Source organism: Serratia sp. 22278, from assembly GCF_052045405.1.
GTDB classification, from domain to species: Bacteria; Pseudomonadota; Gammaproteobacteria; order Enterobacterales; family Enterobacteriaceae; genus Serratia; species Serratia marcescens.
The window spans coordinates 401,523-419,776 of the sequence record NZ_JBQEOW010000002.1; the positions used below are offsets into that span (position 1 = coordinate 401,523).

15 protein-coding genes are annotated in these 18,254 nt (G+C 61.8%); 3 read left to right on the top strand and 12 right to left on the bottom strand.

Annotated features, from left to right (window positions below):
- Positions 1-54 precede the first annotated feature (54 nt).
- The 5 genes from ACTJJ6_RS06580 to cecR are packed head-to-tail and all read right to left on the bottom strand — an operon-like array spanning position 55 to position 5,773.
- Entirely contained in the window at positions 55-1,161 is a 1,107-nt protein-coding gene (locus tag ACTJJ6_RS06580) for an ABC transporter permease (protein ID WP_033641042.1), read from the bottom strand.
- A 12-nt stretch (positions 1,162-1,173) separates the two neighbouring features.
- A complete protein-coding gene (locus ACTJJ6_RS06585; protein WP_016928676.1) occupies positions 1,174-2,328 on the bottom strand; it encodes an ABC transporter permease in 1,155 nt (384 codons plus the stop codon).
- Entirely contained in the window at positions 2,325-4,061 is a 1,737-nt protein-coding gene (locus ACTJJ6_RS06590) for an ATP-binding cassette domain-containing protein (RefSeq protein WP_440801501.1), read from the bottom strand. Before ACTJJ6_RS06590 ends, ACTJJ6_RS06585 begins: the two co-directional genes overlap by 4 nt.
- 8 nt (positions 4,062-4,069) lie before the next feature.
- Positions 4,070-5,056 (bottom strand): secretion protein HlyD, encoded by a 987-nt coding sequence (hlyD, locus tag ACTJJ6_RS06595; RefSeq protein ID WP_089184345.1) that lies wholly within the window; start codon positions 5,054-5,056, stop codon positions 4,070-4,072.
- An 18-nt stretch (positions 5,057-5,074) separates the two neighbouring features.
- Entirely contained in the window at positions 5,075-5,773 is a 699-nt protein-coding gene (cecR, locus tag ACTJJ6_RS06600) for a transcriptional regulator CecR (RefSeq protein WP_176063553.1), read from the bottom strand.
- A gap of 297 nt (positions 5,774-6,070) precedes the next feature.
- Here cecR and rhlE point away from each other — a divergent pair, with 297 nt between their 5' ends.
- The 3 genes from rhlE to dusC all read left to right on the top strand — a co-directional run bounded on the left by rhlE (position 6,071) and on the right by dusC (position 9,540).
- On the top strand, positions 6,071-7,450 hold the full coding sequence (gene rhlE / locus ACTJJ6_RS06605) for an ATP-dependent RNA helicase RhlE (RefSeq protein WP_079449548.1): 1,380 nt from the start codon (positions 6,071-6,073) through the stop codon (positions 7,448-7,450).
- Positions 7,451-7,563: 113 nt separating this feature from the next.
- Positions 7,564-8,523 (top strand): D-2-hydroxyacid dehydrogenase family protein, encoded by a 960-nt coding sequence (locus tag ACTJJ6_RS06610; RefSeq protein WP_420277063.1) that lies wholly within the window; start codon positions 7,564-7,566, stop codon positions 8,521-8,523.
- A gap of 84 nt (positions 8,524-8,607) precedes the next feature.
- Entirely contained in the window at positions 8,608-9,540 is a 933-nt protein-coding gene (dusC, locus tag ACTJJ6_RS06615) for a tRNA dihydrouridine(16) synthase DusC (RefSeq protein WP_028127658.1), read from the top strand.
- A gap of 41 nt (positions 9,541-9,581) precedes the next feature.
- Here the strand turns inward: dusC and ACTJJ6_RS06620 are convergent, their stop codons facing one another.
- The 7 genes from ACTJJ6_RS06620 to ACTJJ6_RS06650 form a co-directional block, all read right to left on the bottom strand.
- Positions 9,582-9,848, bottom strand: a complete 267-nt coding sequence (locus tag ACTJJ6_RS06620; protein WP_004939738.1) for a hypothetical protein — start codon at positions 9,846-9,848, stop codon at positions 9,582-9,584.
- Between the two features lie 247 nt (positions 9,849-10,095).
- Positions 10,096-11,142, bottom strand: coding sequence for a ferric ABC transporter ATP-binding protein (gene fbpC, locus ACTJJ6_RS06625; protein ID WP_033641035.1), 1,047 nt, complete (start codon positions 11,140-11,142; stop codon positions 10,096-10,098).
- An 11-nt stretch (positions 11,143-11,153) separates the two neighbouring features.
- The gene (locus ACTJJ6_RS06630) at positions 11,154-13,232 is read right to left on the bottom strand and encodes an ABC transporter permease (RefSeq protein ID WP_049299454.1); all 2,079 of its coding nucleotides are present in this window, start codon (positions 13,230-13,232) and stop codon (positions 11,154-11,156) included.
- Between the two features lie 67 nt (positions 13,233-13,299).
- Positions 13,300-14,331 carry an ABC transporter substrate-binding protein gene (locus ACTJJ6_RS06635; RefSeq protein ID WP_440801508.1) on the bottom strand — a complete coding sequence of 344 codons (1,032 nt, stop codon included), beginning with the start codon at positions 14,329-14,331 and terminating at the stop codon, positions 13,300-13,302.
- Positions 14,328-15,656 (bottom strand): MFS transporter family glucose-6-phosphate receptor UhpC, encoded by a 1,329-nt coding sequence (uhpC, locus tag ACTJJ6_RS06640; RefSeq protein ID WP_289527464.1) that lies wholly within the window; start codon positions 15,654-15,656, stop codon positions 14,328-14,330. Before uhpC ends, ACTJJ6_RS06635 begins: the two co-directional genes overlap by 4 nt.
- A gap of 60 nt (positions 15,657-15,716) precedes the next feature.
- Positions 15,717-17,258 (bottom strand): MASE1 domain-containing sensor histidine kinase, encoded by a 1,542-nt coding sequence (locus tag ACTJJ6_RS06645; protein ID WP_016928665.1) that lies wholly within the window; start codon positions 17,256-17,258, stop codon positions 15,717-15,719.
- Positions 17,258-17,887 (bottom strand): response regulator transcription factor, encoded by a 630-nt coding sequence (locus ACTJJ6_RS06650; RefSeq protein ID WP_049299527.1) that lies wholly within the window; start codon positions 17,885-17,887, stop codon positions 17,258-17,260. The genes ACTJJ6_RS06645 and ACTJJ6_RS06650 overlap by 1 nt, the downstream gene beginning before the upstream one ends.
- Positions 17,888-18,254 lie beyond the last annotated feature (367 nt).

Consider the following 18,254-nt stretch of genomic DNA (forward strand, 5'->3'; position numbering starts at 1 on the left):
TCGCTTGAAATCCAAAGGACTTAACAGGCTCTGCATGTGACATGCAGAGCTTTTTTATGCGATTTTGCGGCGAAACAGCGCGTAGGCGGCGCTGCCGGTGGTGGCGGTGATCACCAGCAGCGGCCACAGGCTGCGCCAGATGATGCTGAAGCTGGCGTCTTTCAGGTAGATCTGCTTGGTGATGTCGGTGAAGTGGCGTATCGGGTTCACCCAGGTCAGATCCTGCAGCCACACCGGCATATTCTCCACCGGCGAGACGTAACCTGAGAGCAGGATCGCCGGCATCATGAACACGAACACGCCGATAAACGCCTGCTGCTGAGTGGCGCACAGCGACGAGATCAGCAGGCCGAAACCGACCAGCGACAGCCCGTAGATCAGCATGGTGGCATAGAACAGCAGCAGAGATCCGGCGAACGGGATCTGGTACAGGAAGATGCCGATCAACAGCACGATGCTGGACTGGAAACTGGCGACGATCAGCGCCGGCACCGCCTTGCCGATAAAGATCTGCCAGGTGGTGAGCGGTGAGACCAGCAGCTGTTCCAGCGTGCCCTGTTCGCGTTCGCGCGCCACCGACAGCGAGGTGACGATCAGCACGCCGATGGTGGTGATCATGGCGATCAGCGACGGCACCACGAACCATTTGTAGTCCAGATTCGGGTTATACCAGTTGCGCACCACCAGTTCGCTGTTGTTGGGTTTGGCACGGTTGCCGAGCAGCTCGTTCTGATATTCCTGCACGATCTGCTGCACGTAGTTGGCGGCGATCTGCGCGCTGTTGGAGTTGCGCCCGTCGAGCAGCAACTGCAGCGGCGCGGTATTGCCGGCGGCGATATCGCGCGAGAACTGTGCCGGGAAGCGGATCAGCAGCAGCGCCCGTTGGTTATCAATGGTGGTCTTTATCTCCTGCGGGTTGCGCAGCAGCAGCACATGGGAGAAAGCTTTAGCCTTGGCGAAGCGTTGGGTCAGCTCCACCGAAGCCTGGCCGCTGTCCTCGCTGTAGACCGCGATGGTGGCGTTGGTCACCTCCAGCGTCGCGGCGAACGGGAACAGCAGCACCTGCAGGATCACCGGCATGATCAGGATGGCGCGGGTTTGCGGATCGCGCAGCAGCGCCTGCATTTCCTTGATGATGAGCGTCAACAGACGGTGAAACATCGCTCTTTCTCCTTAATCCAGCCGACGCTGGGTTTTCCAGGCCGTCAGGCCGATGAACACCACGGCGGAAGCGATCAGGAACAGCAGATTGATCGCCAGCACGGTGCCGACGTTGCCCGCCAGGAACAGCGTTTGCAGCGTGCTGACGAAGTAACGCGCCGGAATGATGTAAGTCACCGCGCGCACGATCGCCGGCATGCTGTCGATCTGGAAAATGAAGCCGGACAGCATGATCGACGGCAGAAAGGCGGCGTTCAGCGCCACCATCGCCGCGTTGAACTGGTTGCGGGTGAGGGTGGAGATCAGCAGGCCCATGCCGAGGGTGCTGGCGAGGAACAGGCTGCTGATCAGCAGCAGGATCGGCAGCGAACCGCGATAGGGCACGCCGAGCACCCACACCGCCACCGCCATGCACAGCGCCATGGCGATCATGCCGAGGAAGTAATAAGGGATCAGTTTGGAGAGCAGCAGCTCGCTGCGCGTCACCTGGGTGGACAGCAGAGCCTCCATGGTGCCGCGCTCCCATTCGCGGGCGATCACCAGCGAGGTGAGAATGGCGCCGATCACCGTCATGATGATGGTGATGGCGCCGGGAATGATGTAGTGCCGGCTGATGGCCGCCGGGTTGAACCAGTAGCGCATCTGTACGTCAATCAGCGGTTTGTCGTTGTTCCCCCGATCGGCGGCGCGCTGCTGCTGCCAAATTTGCCATACGCCTTGGGCATAGCCCTGCACGAAGTTGGCGGTGTTCGGCTCGCTGCCGTCGGTGATCACCTGGATAGGGGCGCTGTCGTGCGGGCGCGCCATGCGCTGGTCGAAATCCACCGGGATCACCACCAGGCCGCGGATCGTGCCGGCCTGCATCTGCTGGATCAGCTGTTGGCGGTTGTCGCTGATGGTCGGTTCGATATAGGGCGAACCGGCGAAGGCGTGGGCCAGATCGCGCGCGTCTTCGCTCTGTTGCTCCATCAGAATGCCCAGATGCAACTTGCTGGAGTCCAGGTTGATGCCGTAGCCGAAGATGAAAAGCAGCATCAGCGGGATGACGAAGGCGATCAGGCCGCTGCTGGGATCGCGCAGTATCTGCCGCGTTTCCTTCAGGCACAGCGCGCGTAGCCGGCGCCAGGAGAAGCCGCTCTCGTCGATTGGGGTTCGGTTATCGCTCACCGCGTTTCCTCCTCGTCGTAGCCTTGCACCAACTCAATAAACGCCTGCTCCATCGAAGGGCTGGGATTGTCGTCGCGCGCCACCTGCTGTTTGAGATCGTCCGGCGTGCCGGCGGCGATGATCTTGCCGCGATACACCAGGCCGATGCGGTCGCAGTATTCCGCCTCGTCCATAAAGTGGGTGGTCACCATCACCGTCACGCCCTTGTCGACCATGCCGTTGATGTGCAGCCAGAACTCGCGCCGCGTCAGCGGATCGACGCCGGAAGTCGGTTCGTCGAGGAACAGAATATCCGGTTCGTGCATCAGCGCGCAGGCCAGCGCCAGGCGCTGTTTGAAGCCGAGCGGCAACGCGTCCGGCGTTTGATCGAGGATCGGCGCGAAGTTGAAGGCGCGCGACATCTCGTCGATTTTGTCGCGCTGCGCCTTGCCGCTCAGGCCGTAGACCCCGGAGAAGAATTTCAGGTTCTGCGCCACCGTCAGGTTGCCGTACAGCGAGAATTTTTGTGCCATGTAGCCGAGGCGTTGGCGCGCCTTGCCGGAACTGGTCTTCAGATCCATCCCCAGCACCAGCGCCTTGCCGCCGGACGGCACCAGCAGGCCGCACATCATTTTGAAGGTGGTGGACTTGCCGGCGCCGTTCGGGCCGAGCAGGCCGAAGATTTCGCCGCGCCGCACCTGAAAATCGACGTGATCGGTGGCGGCGAAATCGCCGAATTTCTTGGTCAACTGCACCGCTTCGATCACCGTTTCGCCACTTTCGACGTTGACGGTCGGCATGATCTCCGCCAGCGCCGAGCGATGGTTAGGGCCGCCGCCGAGCAGATCGATAAACGCATCCTCGAAGCGGGGATCCGCTTCGTTCAGTTCGGCGTCCGGCAGATCCAGCGCCTGAAGCAGCTGGCGGTGATCTTCGCCTTCTTTCAGGATCAGGCGCAGGTACTTGCCCTGGATCACGCCGTCGGTGACCGCCGACAGGCAGATCGCCCGCTGCAGCAACGATCGATGGCTGCCCGGCGGCGCGGCGATCAACACCGTGCGCCCGGCCATACGGCGAGTCAGATCCTGCGGCGCGCCGCTGAACAGCAGCTCGCCCTCGTTGAGCAGCAGCACTTCGCGGCACTGCTCGGCTTCGTCGAGATAAGAGGTGCTCCACAGGATCAACATGCCGTCGTTGGCCAGCTCGTGCACCATGCGCCACAGTTCGCGGCGCGAGATCGGATCGACGCCGACGCCCGGTTCATCCAGCAGCAGCACCTGGGGGGCGCCCACCAGCGTGCAGGCCAGTCCCAGTTTTTGCTTCATGCCGCCGGACAGCTTGCCCGCCAGGCGCTCAGTGAAGCGGGTCAGATCGGTGAATTTCAGCAGCCGTTCGAAGGTCTGGCGGCGAAGATCGCCGGTGACACCGCGCAGATCGGCGTACAGCGTCAGGTTCTCCATCACCGTCAGATCCTCATACAGCCCGAACTTCTGCGGCATGTAGCCGAGGATCGCGTGCAGTTGACGATCCTGGCCGATCGGATCCAGCCCGGCGACCCGCAGCTTGCCGCTGCTGGGCTGCAGCAGCCCGGCCAGCATGCGCAGCAGGGTGGTTTTGCCGGCGCCGTCCGGGCCGACCAGCCCGATCACCGCGCCGCTGCGCAGGGTGGTGGTCAGGCTGGCGACCGCCGGTTTCTCAAGCGACGGGAAGCGTTTTTCCAGCCCTTCCAGCTCGATGGTGTGCGCCTGTTCCATGGCCGGCCTCAGGGTTTGGCGAAGCGCAGGGTGACCGGCATGCCCTGGCGCAGCGCGTCGTCGGCGTCGGTGACGATCACCCGCAGGCGATACACCAGATCGGTGCGCAGATCCGGCGTTTCAACGCTTTTCGGCGTGAATTCCGCGGTCGGCGAGACAAAGCCGATCTTGCCGTGATAAGGCTTGCCGGGGCGGCCGTCGGTGTAAATTTCCAACTCGGTGCCGGGCACCGCCTGATTCAGGCTGGTCTCGTTGACGTAGGCGCGCACCCACACCGGCCGGGTCAGCGACAGGGTGAACACCGTGCCGCCGGCGCCGAGCATGGTGCCCGGCTCCACCGCGCGGGTCAGCACCGTGCCGGCGGAAGGGGAGATCAGCGTGGCGTCTTGCAGGTTCAACTGCGCCTGCGCCAACGCCGCTTCGCTTTGCGCCACGTCGGCCTTGGCCTGTTCAATTTCTTGCGGGCGATTGCCGCTGCGGTATTGCGACAGCTTGTCCTTCGCCGCCTGCAGATTGGCCTGCGCCTGATTGCGGGCGGTGCGCGCATCCTCCAGAGCGTCGGCGGAGGTGGCGTTTTTCGCCCACAGCCCCTGCTGGCGTTTCAGGAAGCTGTCGGCATAGGTGAAGGCGGACTGGCGCTGCGCCATTTCTGACTGCACCTGGGCTATCTCTTCGGTGCGATAGCCGGCCTGCAGCAGCGACAGTTTGGCGCGCGCGCTGCCGACGTTGGCTTCGGCCTGCTGCAGCGCGTTGCGGTAGGGGGCGTCGTCCAGCTTGCCGAGCAGCTGGCCTGGCTGAACGGCATCGCCTTCATCCACCGTCAGCGACGCCAGGCGGCCGTCGACGCGAAAGCCGAGGTTGACCGTGCGGATATCGACGTTGCCGTACAGCGTCAGCGGCTTATCCTGCTGCTGTTGGTAATGCCAGACCCCGTAAGCGGCGGCCGCGATCAGCAGAATTAACAACACGATCAAGGCACTGCGTTTTTTGTTCATAACACTCCCTGCCTGAATTTACGCGCCATGACGTTGGCGCAGCCCAGTAACCAGAATTTCAATATGTTCGCTCAGCACCGCCGCGATTTGCGCCGCTTCACTTTCACCAATCTCTTGCCAGCCGGCCTGACGGCGGATGGTTTCGCGCGCCACGCGGAACGACAGCACCTCGCCGATCAGCGCATGGGTATGCAATACGAGGCGGGGAGCGTGTTCGTCGATGCCGGTGGCGGCCGACAGCAGGCGGCACAGCCGCTCGTGCATCGGCGCGATTACCTGGCGGTGGATCAGCGGGTAGGCCTCGGTCGGGGCGAGCTGTTCGCGTGACATGATTTTGCTCAGGTTCAGCGTGTGCGGCTGGGTCATCAGCTCGCTGAAGGCCAGCAGGCCACGCTGCAGCAAGCGTAGCGCCGCGTCGGGTGAGCGTTGTTCGGGCGCTTCTTGCCCAAAGCGATCGACCTCTTCGGCCAACGGGGCGAACGCCTGCTGGATGAAATCGGCGAGCGATTGCGCCACGGCCAGATACAGCCCCTCTTTGGAGCTGAAGTAGTAGGTAATGGCGGCGATGTTCTGGCCGGCGCGCTGGGCGATATCGCGCGTGGTGGCGCCCTGCAGGCCGAATTCACCGAACAGTTCGGTCGCCGCGGCGAGCAGCTGCCTGCGCGTTTGCTCGCCGCGCGCCCGGCCGGCGGCCTGATGAGGGACGGAAGCTGGCATGGGTCACGCTCGAAGTTAATCAATCATATGATTAACTTTATGCCAGATTGTCTAAAACGCAACCGCTAACCACAATGAGTTATGTGATCGGCTTCAGACAATGCTGAATTTACGGCAGATTGTGCTCTAGGTGCGTAAAAGTGCTTTTTATTGCGCGACTTCTGTTACAATCGGCGCCTGGTGCACTGCAGTTTGTGCCAATCCCTCGTGGTCATGCTTAATGCCCCGTCTGATCATCCTCCCAGGAAACTGCACCGAACACCGTTAGGTTAGGGGGGATCTGGAGTTTTTCTCTTTATGTCATTTGAAACCCTCGGCTTAAGTGCTGAAATTGTGCGCGCTGTTGAAGAACAGGGCTATCGCGAACCGACGCCAATCCAGCGTCAGGCTATCCCTGTCGTGCTGGAAGGTCGTGACCTGATGGCCAGCGCCCAGACCGGCACCGGTAAAACCGCCGGTTTTACCCTGCCGCTGTTGCAGCTGCTGAGCAAGCATGACCATCCGGTCAAAGGCCGTCGCCCGGTGCGCGCGCTGATCCTGACGCCAACCCGTGAGCTGGCGGCGCAGATCGGCGAAAACGTCGAAGCCTACAGCAAACACCTGCGCCTGCGTTCGCTGGTGGTGTTTGGCGGCGTGAGCATCAACCCGCAGATGATGAAGCTGCGCGGCGGCGTCGATATCCTGGTGGCGACGCCGGGCCGTCTGCTGGATCTGGAACATCAGAACGCGGTTGACCTGTCCAAAATCGAAATTCTGGTGTTGGACGAAGCGGACCGCATGCTGGACATGGGCTTTATCCACGACATCCGCCGCGTGCTGGCCAAGCTGCCGGCCAAGCGCCAGAACCTGCTGTTCTCCGCGACCTTCTCCGACGACATCAAGGCGCTGGCCAACAAGCTGCTGCACAACCCGGCCTCGGTGGAAGTGGCGCGCCGCAACACTGCGTCCGAGCAGATCGAGCAGAGCGTGCACTTCGTCGACAAGAAGCGTAAGCGGGAACTGCTGTCGCAGATGATCGGCGAAGGCGACTGGAAACAGGTGCTGGTGTTTACCCGCACCAAGCACGGCGCCAACCACCTGGCGGAACAGTTGAACAAAGACGGCATCACCGCTGCGGCGATCCACGGCAACAAGAGCCAGGGCGCCCGTACCCGTGCGTTGGCCGATTTCAAAGATGGCCGCATCCGCGTGCTGGTGGCGACCGATATCGCGGCGCGCGGTCTGGATATCGACCAGCTGCCGCACGTGGTGAACTATGAGTTGCCTAACGTGCCGGAAGACTATGTGCACCGTATCGGCCGTACCGGCCGCGCGGAACGCACCGGTGAAGCTATCTCGCTGGTGTGCGTGGATGAACACAAGCTGCTGCGCGACATCGAGCGTCTGCTGAAGCGTGAAATTCCGCGCATTGCGCTGCCGGGCTACGAGCCGGATCCGACCATCAAGGCCGAGCCGATCATCAACGGCCGCCAGGGCGGCGGACGCGGCGCGCCGCGCGGCAACGGCGGTGGCCAGCGTTCCGGTAACGGCGGCGGTCAGCGCAGCGGTAACGCCAACGGCGGCCAGCGTGAAAACCGTGGCAACGGTAACGGCAACGCTCGCCCGCAGGGTGACGGCCAGCGCCGTTCCGGCGCGCCGTCTTCGCGCCGCCCGCGCAATCGCAAACCGGCTGAATAAGCCTGATTGCTCAAAGAGTAAGCCGCCGATACGGGCGGCTTTTTTTTTCCTGGCGGAACGCCATTTTCGTACTGGGCTGGACGGTGGCTACCCCTACATTCCAGGAGACGGAGATGAAATTGAAGTGCGCAATTCTCGATGATTACCAGCAGGTGGCGCTCAAGATGGCGGACTGGTCGGCGCTGGCCGATCGGGTGGAGGTGTCCGCCATCAGCGCGCACTTTACCGATGAAGCGGAACTGGCGGTGCATCTGCAGGAGTGCGACATTTTGGTCATCATGCGCGAGCGCACGCCGATGACCGCCTCGCTGCTGGCGCGGCTGCCGAAGCTGAAGCTGCTGATCACCTCCGGCATGCGCAACGCCGCTATCGATTTGGCCGCCGCCGCCGAGCGTGGCGTAGTCGTGTGCGGCACCCGCAGCGGGTCGGCGGCGCCGATGGAGTTGACCTGGGCGCTGCTGCTCGGGCTGGCGAAGCATATCGTACCGGAAAGCGTCGGGCTGCAAAACAATGGCCCGTGGCAGCTGGGCTTAGGCGTCACGCTGCAGGGGAAAACGCTGGGGCTGCTGGGGTTAGGCAAGATCGGCGGCCAGATGGCCCGGGTGGCGCAGGCGTTCGGCATGCGGGTGCTGGCCTGGAGCCAGAACCTGACGGCGGAACGGGCGGCGCAGGAGGGCGCTGAGCTGGCGTCATCCAAACGGGCGCTGTTTGAGCAGAGCGATTTTGTCTCCATTCACCTGGTGCTGAGCGACCGCAGCCGCGGGTTGGTGGGGCGTGATGAATTGGCGGCGATGAAGCCCACCGCTTACCTGATCAACACCTCGCGCGCGGGCATCGTCGATCGGGCGGCGTTGGTGGACATCCTGCAACAGCGGAAGATCGCCGGCGCCGGGCTGGACGTGTTCGAGACGGAGCCGCTGCCGGCCGACGATGTGTTTCGCCAACTGCCCAACGTGCTGGCGACGCCGCATGTGGGTTATGTGGCGGACGACAACTACCGCGCCTACTTCACCGAGGCGGTCGAGGACATTGCGGCGTTCCTTGCCGGCCAACCGATCCGCCGGCTGGGCTGACGGCATTTTTAATGCCCGCTGAGGCTTGTCTGGCGCGGGCATTCACCCGTATCATTGCGGGTCTTTTTTTAGCTGGGATTGGTCATGCGCGTATTATTGGCTCCGATGGAGGGCGTTCTCGATTCTTTGGTGCGTGAGTTACTCACCGAAGTGAACGACTACGATCTGTGCATCACCGAATTTTTGCGCGTGGTCGATCAGCTGCTGCCGGCCAAGTCGTTCTACCGGCTGTGCCCGGAGCTGCGTCACGCCAGCCGCACGCCGTCGGGCACGCTGGTGCGGGTACAGCTGCTGGGGCAGTATCCGCAGTGGCTGGCGGAAAACGCCGCGCGTGCGGTGGAATTGGGCTCTTACGGCGTCGATCTCAACTGCGGCTGCCCGTCCAAGCTGGTGAACGGCAGCGGTGGCGGGGCGACGCTGCTCAAAGATCCGGAATTGATCTACCAGGGCGCCAAGGCGATGCGCGCGGCGGTGCCGGCCCATCTGCCGGTCACGGTGAAGGTGCGTCTGGGCTGGGATTCCTCCAGCCGCAGCTTTGAAATCGCCGATGCGGTGCAGCAGGCCGGCGCCAGCGAGCTGACGGTGCACGGCCGCACCAAAGAGGACGGCTACAAGGCGGATCGCATCAATTGGGCGGCGATCGGCGAGATCCGTCAGCGGCTGAGCATCCCGGTGATCGCCAACGGCGAGATCTGGGATCACCAGAGCGCGCAGGATTGCCTGCAGGCGACCGGCTGCGACGCCGTCATGCTGGGGCGCGGCGCGCTCAACGTGCCGAACCTGAGCCGGGTGGTGAAGTATAACGAGCCGCGCATGCCCTGGCCGCAGGTGGTTGAGCTGCTGCAAAAATATGTCCATCTGGAAAAGCAGGGCGACACCGGCCTGTATCACGTGGCGCGCATCAAACAGTGGCTGGGTTATTTGCGTAAAGAATATGATGAAGCCACCGAACTGTTCAGCGAAATACGCGCGCTGACGACGTCTGGGGATATTGCGCGCGTCATCTGCCGCAGCTAAAAATAAACCCGCGCGCGGCGGGTTTATTTAAAATGGTATTATCAGGCGGCTTTGTCGAGACGGTTCAATTCTATCTCGATATCCTGAATGGTTTTTTCCAGTCCTTCCAGACAGGCGCCCTGTTTATTCAACAGGTCGTTAATGGCTTCGGCGAATGCCTTATTTTTGCATTCCCCCTGATCGAAGGCCAGCCAGTGTGCGGAGAGCGTCTCGGTATTCGCCTGCGCATAGTGGCGCATTTCCTTCAGCTGGGAAGCGACGTTGCGTAAATTATCCAGCTGCGCCTGTGCGTTTGCATTGTTGCTCATGAATTTCTCCTTGAGTTGGCCGTTAAATAATTTCGACTGCGGGATTAAGCTTACCCTATTTAAATAAAAATATCACCCTGAGTGAACTGGGTGGTTATTTTTTTAGTGGGTGTGGTTATGTTTATTTTTCGGCTGAACAAGGACTTGGGTGGAATTGTAAAAATAGATAAATACGGTGTTTTTGGCGATTATTTTCGGCCATCCCGTTCGGGATGGCCGTTATTCTAACGCTTAAGAGTGATGCTTATTATGCCGCATCCGCCAGCATAAACATGCCGTAGGGATGAATTTCCAGATAATACTGCTCGCCGACGTTCGGCTGCAGGCGGGTGGCGTTAACCTGCAGCAAAATCTGCTGTCCGTGCCATGCCACCGTCACCTCATACTGCGGCCCCATGTAGGCGACATGTTCGATCACGCAGCGCTGGCTTTCATCGCCATGCTCGCTCAGCGTGATCGCCTCCGGGCGCACGCCCACCGTGCCGGCGCCCTGGGCGGCAAAGTGCGCGGGGCGCGGCAGGCGATAGCCGCTGATATCGACATGTTCCGCGCTGAAACTGGCCGGGAACAGGTTGGCGTCCCCCATAAAGCTCGCCATAAAGCGCGAAGCGGGCTGCCGATAGAGATCCTGCGGCGAACCCATCTGCATGATATGCCCTTTGTTCATCACCAGCACGGTGTCTGAGACCGCAAAGGCCTCGCTCTGATCGTGGGTGACGTACAGCGACGTGATATCAAACTGCTTTTGCAGCTCGCGGATCTTTTCGCGCATGCTGCGGCGCAGGTTGGCGTCGAGATTGCTCAACGGCTCGTCGAACAGCAGCACTTTCGGCTTGAGGATCAGCGCGCGCGCCAGCGCCACGCGCTGCTGTTGGCCGCCGGAGATCTGATCGACATAGCGATCGTCGAACCCCGCCAGATCCACCATCGCCAGCGCTTCCTGCACGCGCGCTTTCACTTCGGCGCGCGGAATGCCGAGCATCTTCAGGCCATAGCCGACGTTCTCCCCCAGCGACATGTGCGGGAACAGGGCATAAGACTGGAATACCATGCAGATATCACGCTGCTGGATAGAACGATGGGTGACGTCTTCACCATCAATGAATATCTGCCCGTCGCTCGGTTTCTCCAGCCCGGCGACCAGGCGCAAAATGGTGGTCTTGCCGCAGCCGGAAGGGCCGAGCAGCGTCACCATTTGCCCCCGTGGGATGGTGAGCGTGATGTTATCGATTACCGTGTTGCTGCCGAACCGTTTGGAGACATTACGCAGTTCAACGAAATTTTTCTGGCTCATCATGGGCTCCATTACGCCTGGTTTTTGGCTTTTGAACGGGAGATGCGTGCCTCACCGATCAGCCAGTCAAAGAGGAAAATAATCGCCAGCATCACCACGATCAGAATTGAACCGTAGGCGATCGCCACGCCGTATTCGCCGTCTTCCACGCGGTTGAGGATGTAGGCGGTGGCCACGCGGGTATCGGGAGTGACCAGGAAGACGATGGCGCTGACGGTGGTGATGGCGCGCACGAAGCTGTAGATCAGCGCCGACAGGATCGCCGGGCGCAGCAGCGGCAGCAGAATGTGCGTGATGGTGCGCAGCGAGCCGGCGCGCAGGCTGAGCGAGGCTTCGTCCAGCGATTTGTCTATCTGGCCCAGCCCGGCGATCCCGGCGCGAATGCCCACCGGCACGTTGCGCATCACCATCGAGATAATCACGATGGCGGCCGTCCCGGTGAGGTACACCGGCGCGCTGTTGAAGGCGAGAATGTAAGAGACGCCCGCCACGGTGCCCGGCACCGCAAAGCACAGCATGGTGGTGAACTCGATGGTCTTTTTGCCCTTGAACTGCTGGCGCACCACGATCCAGGCGATCAGCAGACCGAACGCGGCGGTGATCGGCGCGGCGATCCCGGCGTACAGCAGCGTGTCGAGCAGCGAAGGCCACGCGCCGTCGCTCATGCCCTGGCCGAACAGCTTGATGAAGTTATCCAGCGTCAGCGTGTAATCCACCCCCCAGTTGACGGTGAAGCTGCCGTAGAAAATGCTGCCGTAGAGCAGGGCGTTAAAGGCGATCCACACCGCCAGCAGCGCGATCACGCTCCACACCAGCGTGACCGGCAGCGGCTGCACGTCGCCGCGGTAGGATTTGCCGGACACGGTGACGTAGGAACGCTTGCCGATCCACAGGTACTGGATGCAGAACACCAGCAGCGAGAACAGCAGCAGGAAGGCGCCGAGGGTGCTGGCGGCCTGATAGTCGAGCTGCGAGCCGGTGATGTAGAAATAGATTTGCGTCGCCAGCACGTCGAAGTTGCCGCCGAGCACCAGCGGGTTGCTGAAGTCGGCCAGCGATTGCACCACCACGATCAGAAACGCGTTGGCCAGCGCCGGTTTCAGCAGCGGCACGAACACGCCGTTAAAGGTTTGCCAACGGCTGGCGCGCAGGGTGTAGGAGGCCTCTTCCAGCGAAGGATGAATGGTCTTGATCGCGCCGTCGAGGATCATGAACGCCATCGGCGTGAACGCCAGCACCTGCGCCAGCCAGATGCCGGTAAAACCATACAGCCAGTTGGTGTTGGTCAGGCCGAACCAGGTCACCATCCACTCGGTGACGTAGCCGGAGCGCCCCATCATCAGCGTGACGCCCAGGCCGACGACGAACGGCGGCGTGACGATGGGCAGGATGGAGAAGATGCGGCCGATAATGGCGCTGCGTTTGGCGATGCGGGTGGTGTAAATCGCCAGCACCAGGCCGAAGAAGGTGCAGCCGGCGCCGACCGCGATCGACAGGGCGATGGAGTTGAGGATCACCTGAACGATATGCGCCTGCGACAGCACGTTCATAAAGGCCAGCGGCGCGAACGCGCCCGTCTGGTCGGTAAACATCGGAATGAAAATCGCGATGCTCGGCCAGACGATGAAGACGCCGATCAGCGCCACGATGGTGACCAGCGCGCCGATAACGAAACGGTCGCCGCCCAGCCATTCGAGGCGGGTCAGCGCCAGCGTCATGATGGCGCCCAGCGCGATCAATTGCACCAGGGTGGCGTAGCCTAAGCCGCGTCCCGCCACCGTGGCGCTGACGACGATAAAGGCCATGCACAGCAGCGCCCAGCCGGCGTCGAACGCGTGCCGCCGCCGCCGTTCACCGCCCGCCGCGGCGTAGGGGCGAAGCAGCAGCAGACTCGGCAACAGGCACCAAAGCCAGCTGATATTGCGGTGTGACCAGCCGTAGGCCGCGAGGATTTCATCGCCGGTGGACTCCAGCAGGCCGTAATCCAGGCTCCAGCTCGGCAGCAGGGCGAACGCCAGCCAGCCAAGCAAAACCCAAAGGAATATCGCATCTCGTTTTTTCACGAGATGGAGTGCATGTGTATGTGACATAAGTTTCCCGGATGTTCAGGCCGGGTAAGGCGTGAGGCTTACCCGGCAACAGGCGCAGAATGTGGGCTTATTTACCCATCTTGACTTCGCTGACCCATTTGTTGATCAGCGCCTTGCGGACCTCGGTCGAGCCGTACTTGTCCATGTCGTAGTTGATCAGCTTCAGGTCGTCGAGCTTCAGCGAGTTCGGCGAGGTGTCGGCGGTGGTATTGGTCAGGATCTGATAGGACTTGCCTTTCTTCCACGCCAGCTCCTGCGCCTCTTTCGACAACACCCAATCCACGAACAGCTTGGCGTTGTCGAGGTTGCGCGCGCCTTTGAGGATGCTGACGCCGCCGATTTCGTAGCCGGTGCCTTCACACGGCGAGATCAGCTCAAGCGGCGCGCCCTGTTCCGTTTCGAGCGAGTAGTCATGCAGGAAACCGATGCCGATCGCCGTTTCACCGCGGGCGGCGTTGCGCGCCGGGGCAATGCCGGACTTGGTGTACTGCGAAACGTTGGCGTTCAGCTGCTTGAGGTAATCGAACGCCTGATCGTCTCCCCACAGCTGGGCGAAGGTCGCCAGCGCGGTGTAGGCGGTGCCGGAACTTTGCGGATCGGCGATTTGAATCTCGCCCTTGTATTCCGGCTTGGTCAGGTCTTTCCAGCACTTGGGCACCGGCAGGTTTTTCTCTTTCAGGCGCTGGGTATTGACGCCAAAGCCGAGAATGCCGACGTAGACCGCCGAGGAGTAGTTGCCTTTCAGCTTGGCCGGATCGCGGAATTGCGTCATCACCTGTTCGAGGTTCGGCGATTTGTACGGCTGCAGCAGCCCCATTTCACCGGCCTGGGATTGCGGATCGAGCGTGCCGCCATACCAGACGTCTGCCTGCGGGTTCTTTTTCTCGGCGTCCACTTTTGCCAGCGTGCTGCCGGAACCGTTGCGGATGAACGAGGTTTTCACGTCATATTTCTCGCCGAAGGCTTTGGTTTCCGCTTCGCACATTTCATTGGTGGCGCTGCAGTAAACCACCAGGCGGCCCTTGGCGTGCGCGGCGCCGCTCAGCGTCGCCAGCGCGATGCCGGACGCTATCAGGGTAGTGACCCACGTTTTTTTCATTGTTTTATCCTTCTCTCGGTAGAGGTGGTAACGCTCGCCATCAGCAGCGGCATCAGCAATAAACCCATAAGAACGGCGGCGATCGACAGCAAACTGAACATGCCTGACCAGCCATAGCCTTCGATGACCCGCGACAGCGGCCAGCCCGCCAGCGCCGCCCCCAGATAGGCGAACAGGCCGAGAAAGCCGGTGATGGAGCCCGCGGCGCCTTTGTGCCCGCATTCCACGGCGGCGAGGCCAATCAGCATCTGTGGGCCGAAGACAAAGAAGCCCACCGCAAAGAAACAGCCCGCCAGCAGCGCGTAGTGATGCACCGGCGCCAGCCACAGCGCGGCGACGGACACCATCAGCCCAAGCGTGAACAGCAAAATCATCGGTGCGCGCTGCCCGCCGAACAGCACATCCGAGCCCCAGCCGGCGAACAGCGCGCCGAGCAGGCCGCCTATCTCGAACAGCATCACCGTCGCGTTGGCGCTGAGCAGGTTGACGCCGTGACTTTCCGTCAGCCACAGGTTGCCCCAATCGTTCAACGCAATGCGGATCAGGTAGACCAGCACGTAAGAGACGCCCAGCAGCCAGATCATCGGGTTCTTCAGCATCGTGGTGCGCAACATCCGCCACAGCCCCATCGGCGGGCTTTGCTGTTCCTGGCGCAGCTCCAGCGGATCGTGGCGCCACTGGCCGACCGACGGCAGGCCTTCTTCCTGCGGCGTGCCTGTCAGCTGCCGCGTGAGCCAGATGCCCAGCACCATGCTGACGGCCCCCGGGATCAACATCGCCGCCTGCCAGCCCCAGCGCTGGGCGGCGAAGGCGCTGATCAGCGGCACGATCGCGCCGCCGAGGTTGATCGACATATTCCAGCAGCCCCACCAGAAGCCGCGCTCGTTGCGCGAATACCAGTGGGTCAGCAGCCGCGCGCAGGGCGGCCAGCCCCAGCCCTGAAAGAAGCCGTTCAGCGCCCAGACCGCCAGCAGCAGCGTCAGCGATTCGCCGAAGGCGAACGCCACGTTCAGCACTCCGGTGGCGAACAGGCCGATCCCCATAAACCCGCGCTGCCCATGGCCGTCGTGCCACAACCCGGCGGCGAATTTCGACAGGCCGTAGCTCAGATAAAACAGCGAGCCAAGCAGGCCGATGTCCCCTTTATCCAGCCCCAAATCCGTTTGCAGCGCCGGCAGCACGTAATTCACGCTTTTGCGCGTCAGATAAAAGGCGGCGTACCCGATGACCATATACAGCAGCAGTCGCGGGCGCAGCGCGCGGTAACGATGATCGATTTCAGATGCCGAGCGTGCTTGCATAGCCGCCTCCCTGGTGCTGACTATAAGAAGGTGAAAGGGAAAGGGGATGAGAGAAAGTCCGGAGTGACTAAGACTTTTTCCTAGTTAGTCGGCGGTTTGTTGCAAATTTGTGGGCAGGTTAACAATTACTCGGGTGCCGCGCTGCGTTTCCAGCGTCAGTTCGCCGCCGAGCGCGCTGACCCGTTCGCGCATCCCCTGAATGCCGAAGCCGGGCACCTTGTCCGCACGGATGCCGATGCCGTTGTCCCGCACCTCGAGGTGCAAAAGCTCACCCTGTTGATGCAAGACGATGGCGACTTCGCTGGCTTCGGCGTGTTTGCACACGTTGTTGAGCAGCTCTTGCAGCAGCCGGTAGAGGGTGAAGCGCACCGTCTCGCCGGCGGGCGTGTCGATGAGTCGGTAGTCGAAACGGCAACGGATGCCTCGTTCGCTGAAGGCGAATTCATTCAGCAGGTGGTGAAGCGCGTCTTTGAACGCCAGCTCGTCCAGTGCGGGCGGGCGAAGCTGGCGCAGCAGCTGGCGCGTGGAGTGATGAATGCGCCGGGCGAGATCGGCTATCTGGTTCGCGGCGGCTTGGGTTTGCGCCGGATCGCGCGCCCGCTTGACCAGCTGCGACTGAATTTGAATCGCGGTGATGTTCTGGCCGATTTCATCGTGCAACTCGCGCGCCAGGTTTTTCCGCGTGTCTTCTTCGGTGTGGATCAGTTTTTCGGTCAGCGCCCGCCGCGCCGCCAGTTCTTCTTCCAGCCGTCGGCGATAATGGTGCAGGTTTTGCGCCAGATGTTGTTGGCGGCTGATGGCGATGCCCAGACCGATGCCGAGCAGCGCCTGCGTCGCCAGAAAGATTTCCAGCTCGACCAGATTGCCGAACCCCACGCCGACCTGCCGGGCGAGGGTGATCATCATGCTGCCGAGCAGGCCGGACAGCACGCCGCCCTGCCAACCGAACTTCCACGCCATCACCACGTTCGGCAGAAACACCACGATCAGCAGCAGGCGTTCGATTTCCGGCGACAGCACCATCTGGGTGCCGATGCCGATAACGAAAAACAGGCTGCACCAGATGATTAAGGAGGCGCGCAGCGGCGGGTTGGTGGTGTCCAGCCCCAGCAGGTGGTAACGGTGCTGCTGGCGCAGAAATTCAAAGATCAGGTAGACGAACGGGGTCAGCAAGACGCCGCCGGTAAACGACGCCAGGCCGAGCAGCATCGCCGGGCTGTGCGCGAAAGGCGCAAGCAGGGCGGTATTGAGCAACGAGGCGGCGGTCACGGCGGCCAGCAGCAGCGTCAGCCGCTGCCAGTAGAGCGGAAAACGGCGCCAGAACCGCTGCGCGAGCGCGGCCGGGAGCAGGGTGATGAACGGCGCGGCCAGCAGGCTGTAGCCGCTCAGCAGGCGTTCGCCGTGCAGCCAGAACAGCAGCAGTACCGGCGGTATCATCAGGGCGGGCCAATAGCGGCGCGCCAGCAGGATCAGCAGCGCGAGATAGACGCCGTGAGGCAGAAACAGCGCCGCCTGATTGCCGTTGTGGGTCAGGTAGAAACCGAGCGTCCACAGCATCAGCCAGCCGCTGCCCCAGGCCAACAGGATAAACAGCGAGATAACCCAGGGCCGGAAGCGGGGTGACATCAATGCCCCGCCAGCAGCTGATGGTCGAGGGCGAAATGCACCAGCTCGATGGTGCTGTTGCACTGCAGCTTGCCCAGGACGTTGGCGCGATGCACGTGCACCGTTTTATGGCTGAGATCGAGCTTGAACGCGATCTCCTTTACGCTGTCGCCTTTGACCAGCAGATCGAAGATCTCGCGCTCGCGCGGGGTCAACGCTTCCAGCGCCGTGGCCGGCTGCTCGCCGCCGCGCAGCGCCCGCAGCGCGTCGGCGCACAGGTAATGGCCGCCCATATCGACGGAGCGCACCGCCTGCACCAGTTCTTCCGGCCCGCAGCGTTTGGTCAGATAGCCGCTGGCGCCGGCATCCAGCGCGCTCTGCACGAAGGTCGGGGAGTCATAAATGCTGAGGATGATCGCGCGGAACTGCGGCTTCTGCGCCCGCAGGCGTTTCAACAGGCTCAGGCCGTTTTCATCCGGCATGGCGATGTCCATCACCGCGACGCTGACGTCGTCGCGCAGCAATGCCGGCCAGGCTGCCGCCGCGCTGCTGTATTGCCCCACCACGTTGAGATCGTCTTCGAGGCTGAGCAATTGCGCAAAGCCGGAGCGCACCACCACATGGTCATCCACCAGTATCACACGGATCATTTTCGCACTCTGTTGCCGAATCATGACCCTATGATGCCTGCCGTCGCGGTGCTGGCAATCAGCCAAGCGCGGTTATGCAATCGATGTAACAGAATCGTAATAAAAGGATACCGTTGTGCGTAATGCTGGTCACTTAAGCCTGACTGGCATTTTTTTATCCAGTCTCTGTACGTGGCGTGCAGGATGAATTGCCGTAAATGCCCAGAATTTCTCTGTTACTACAATGAACGGCAATTGGAGGGGCCGCGCCTTCGGCCCCTGGCTCGGTCGAAGCGTATGAGCCTCATGGCGCATCTCATCTTTATCGACCGAAAACTGCACAAAATACGTTCAGAAAAACGCTAACTGACCAGTATTACGCCGCCGG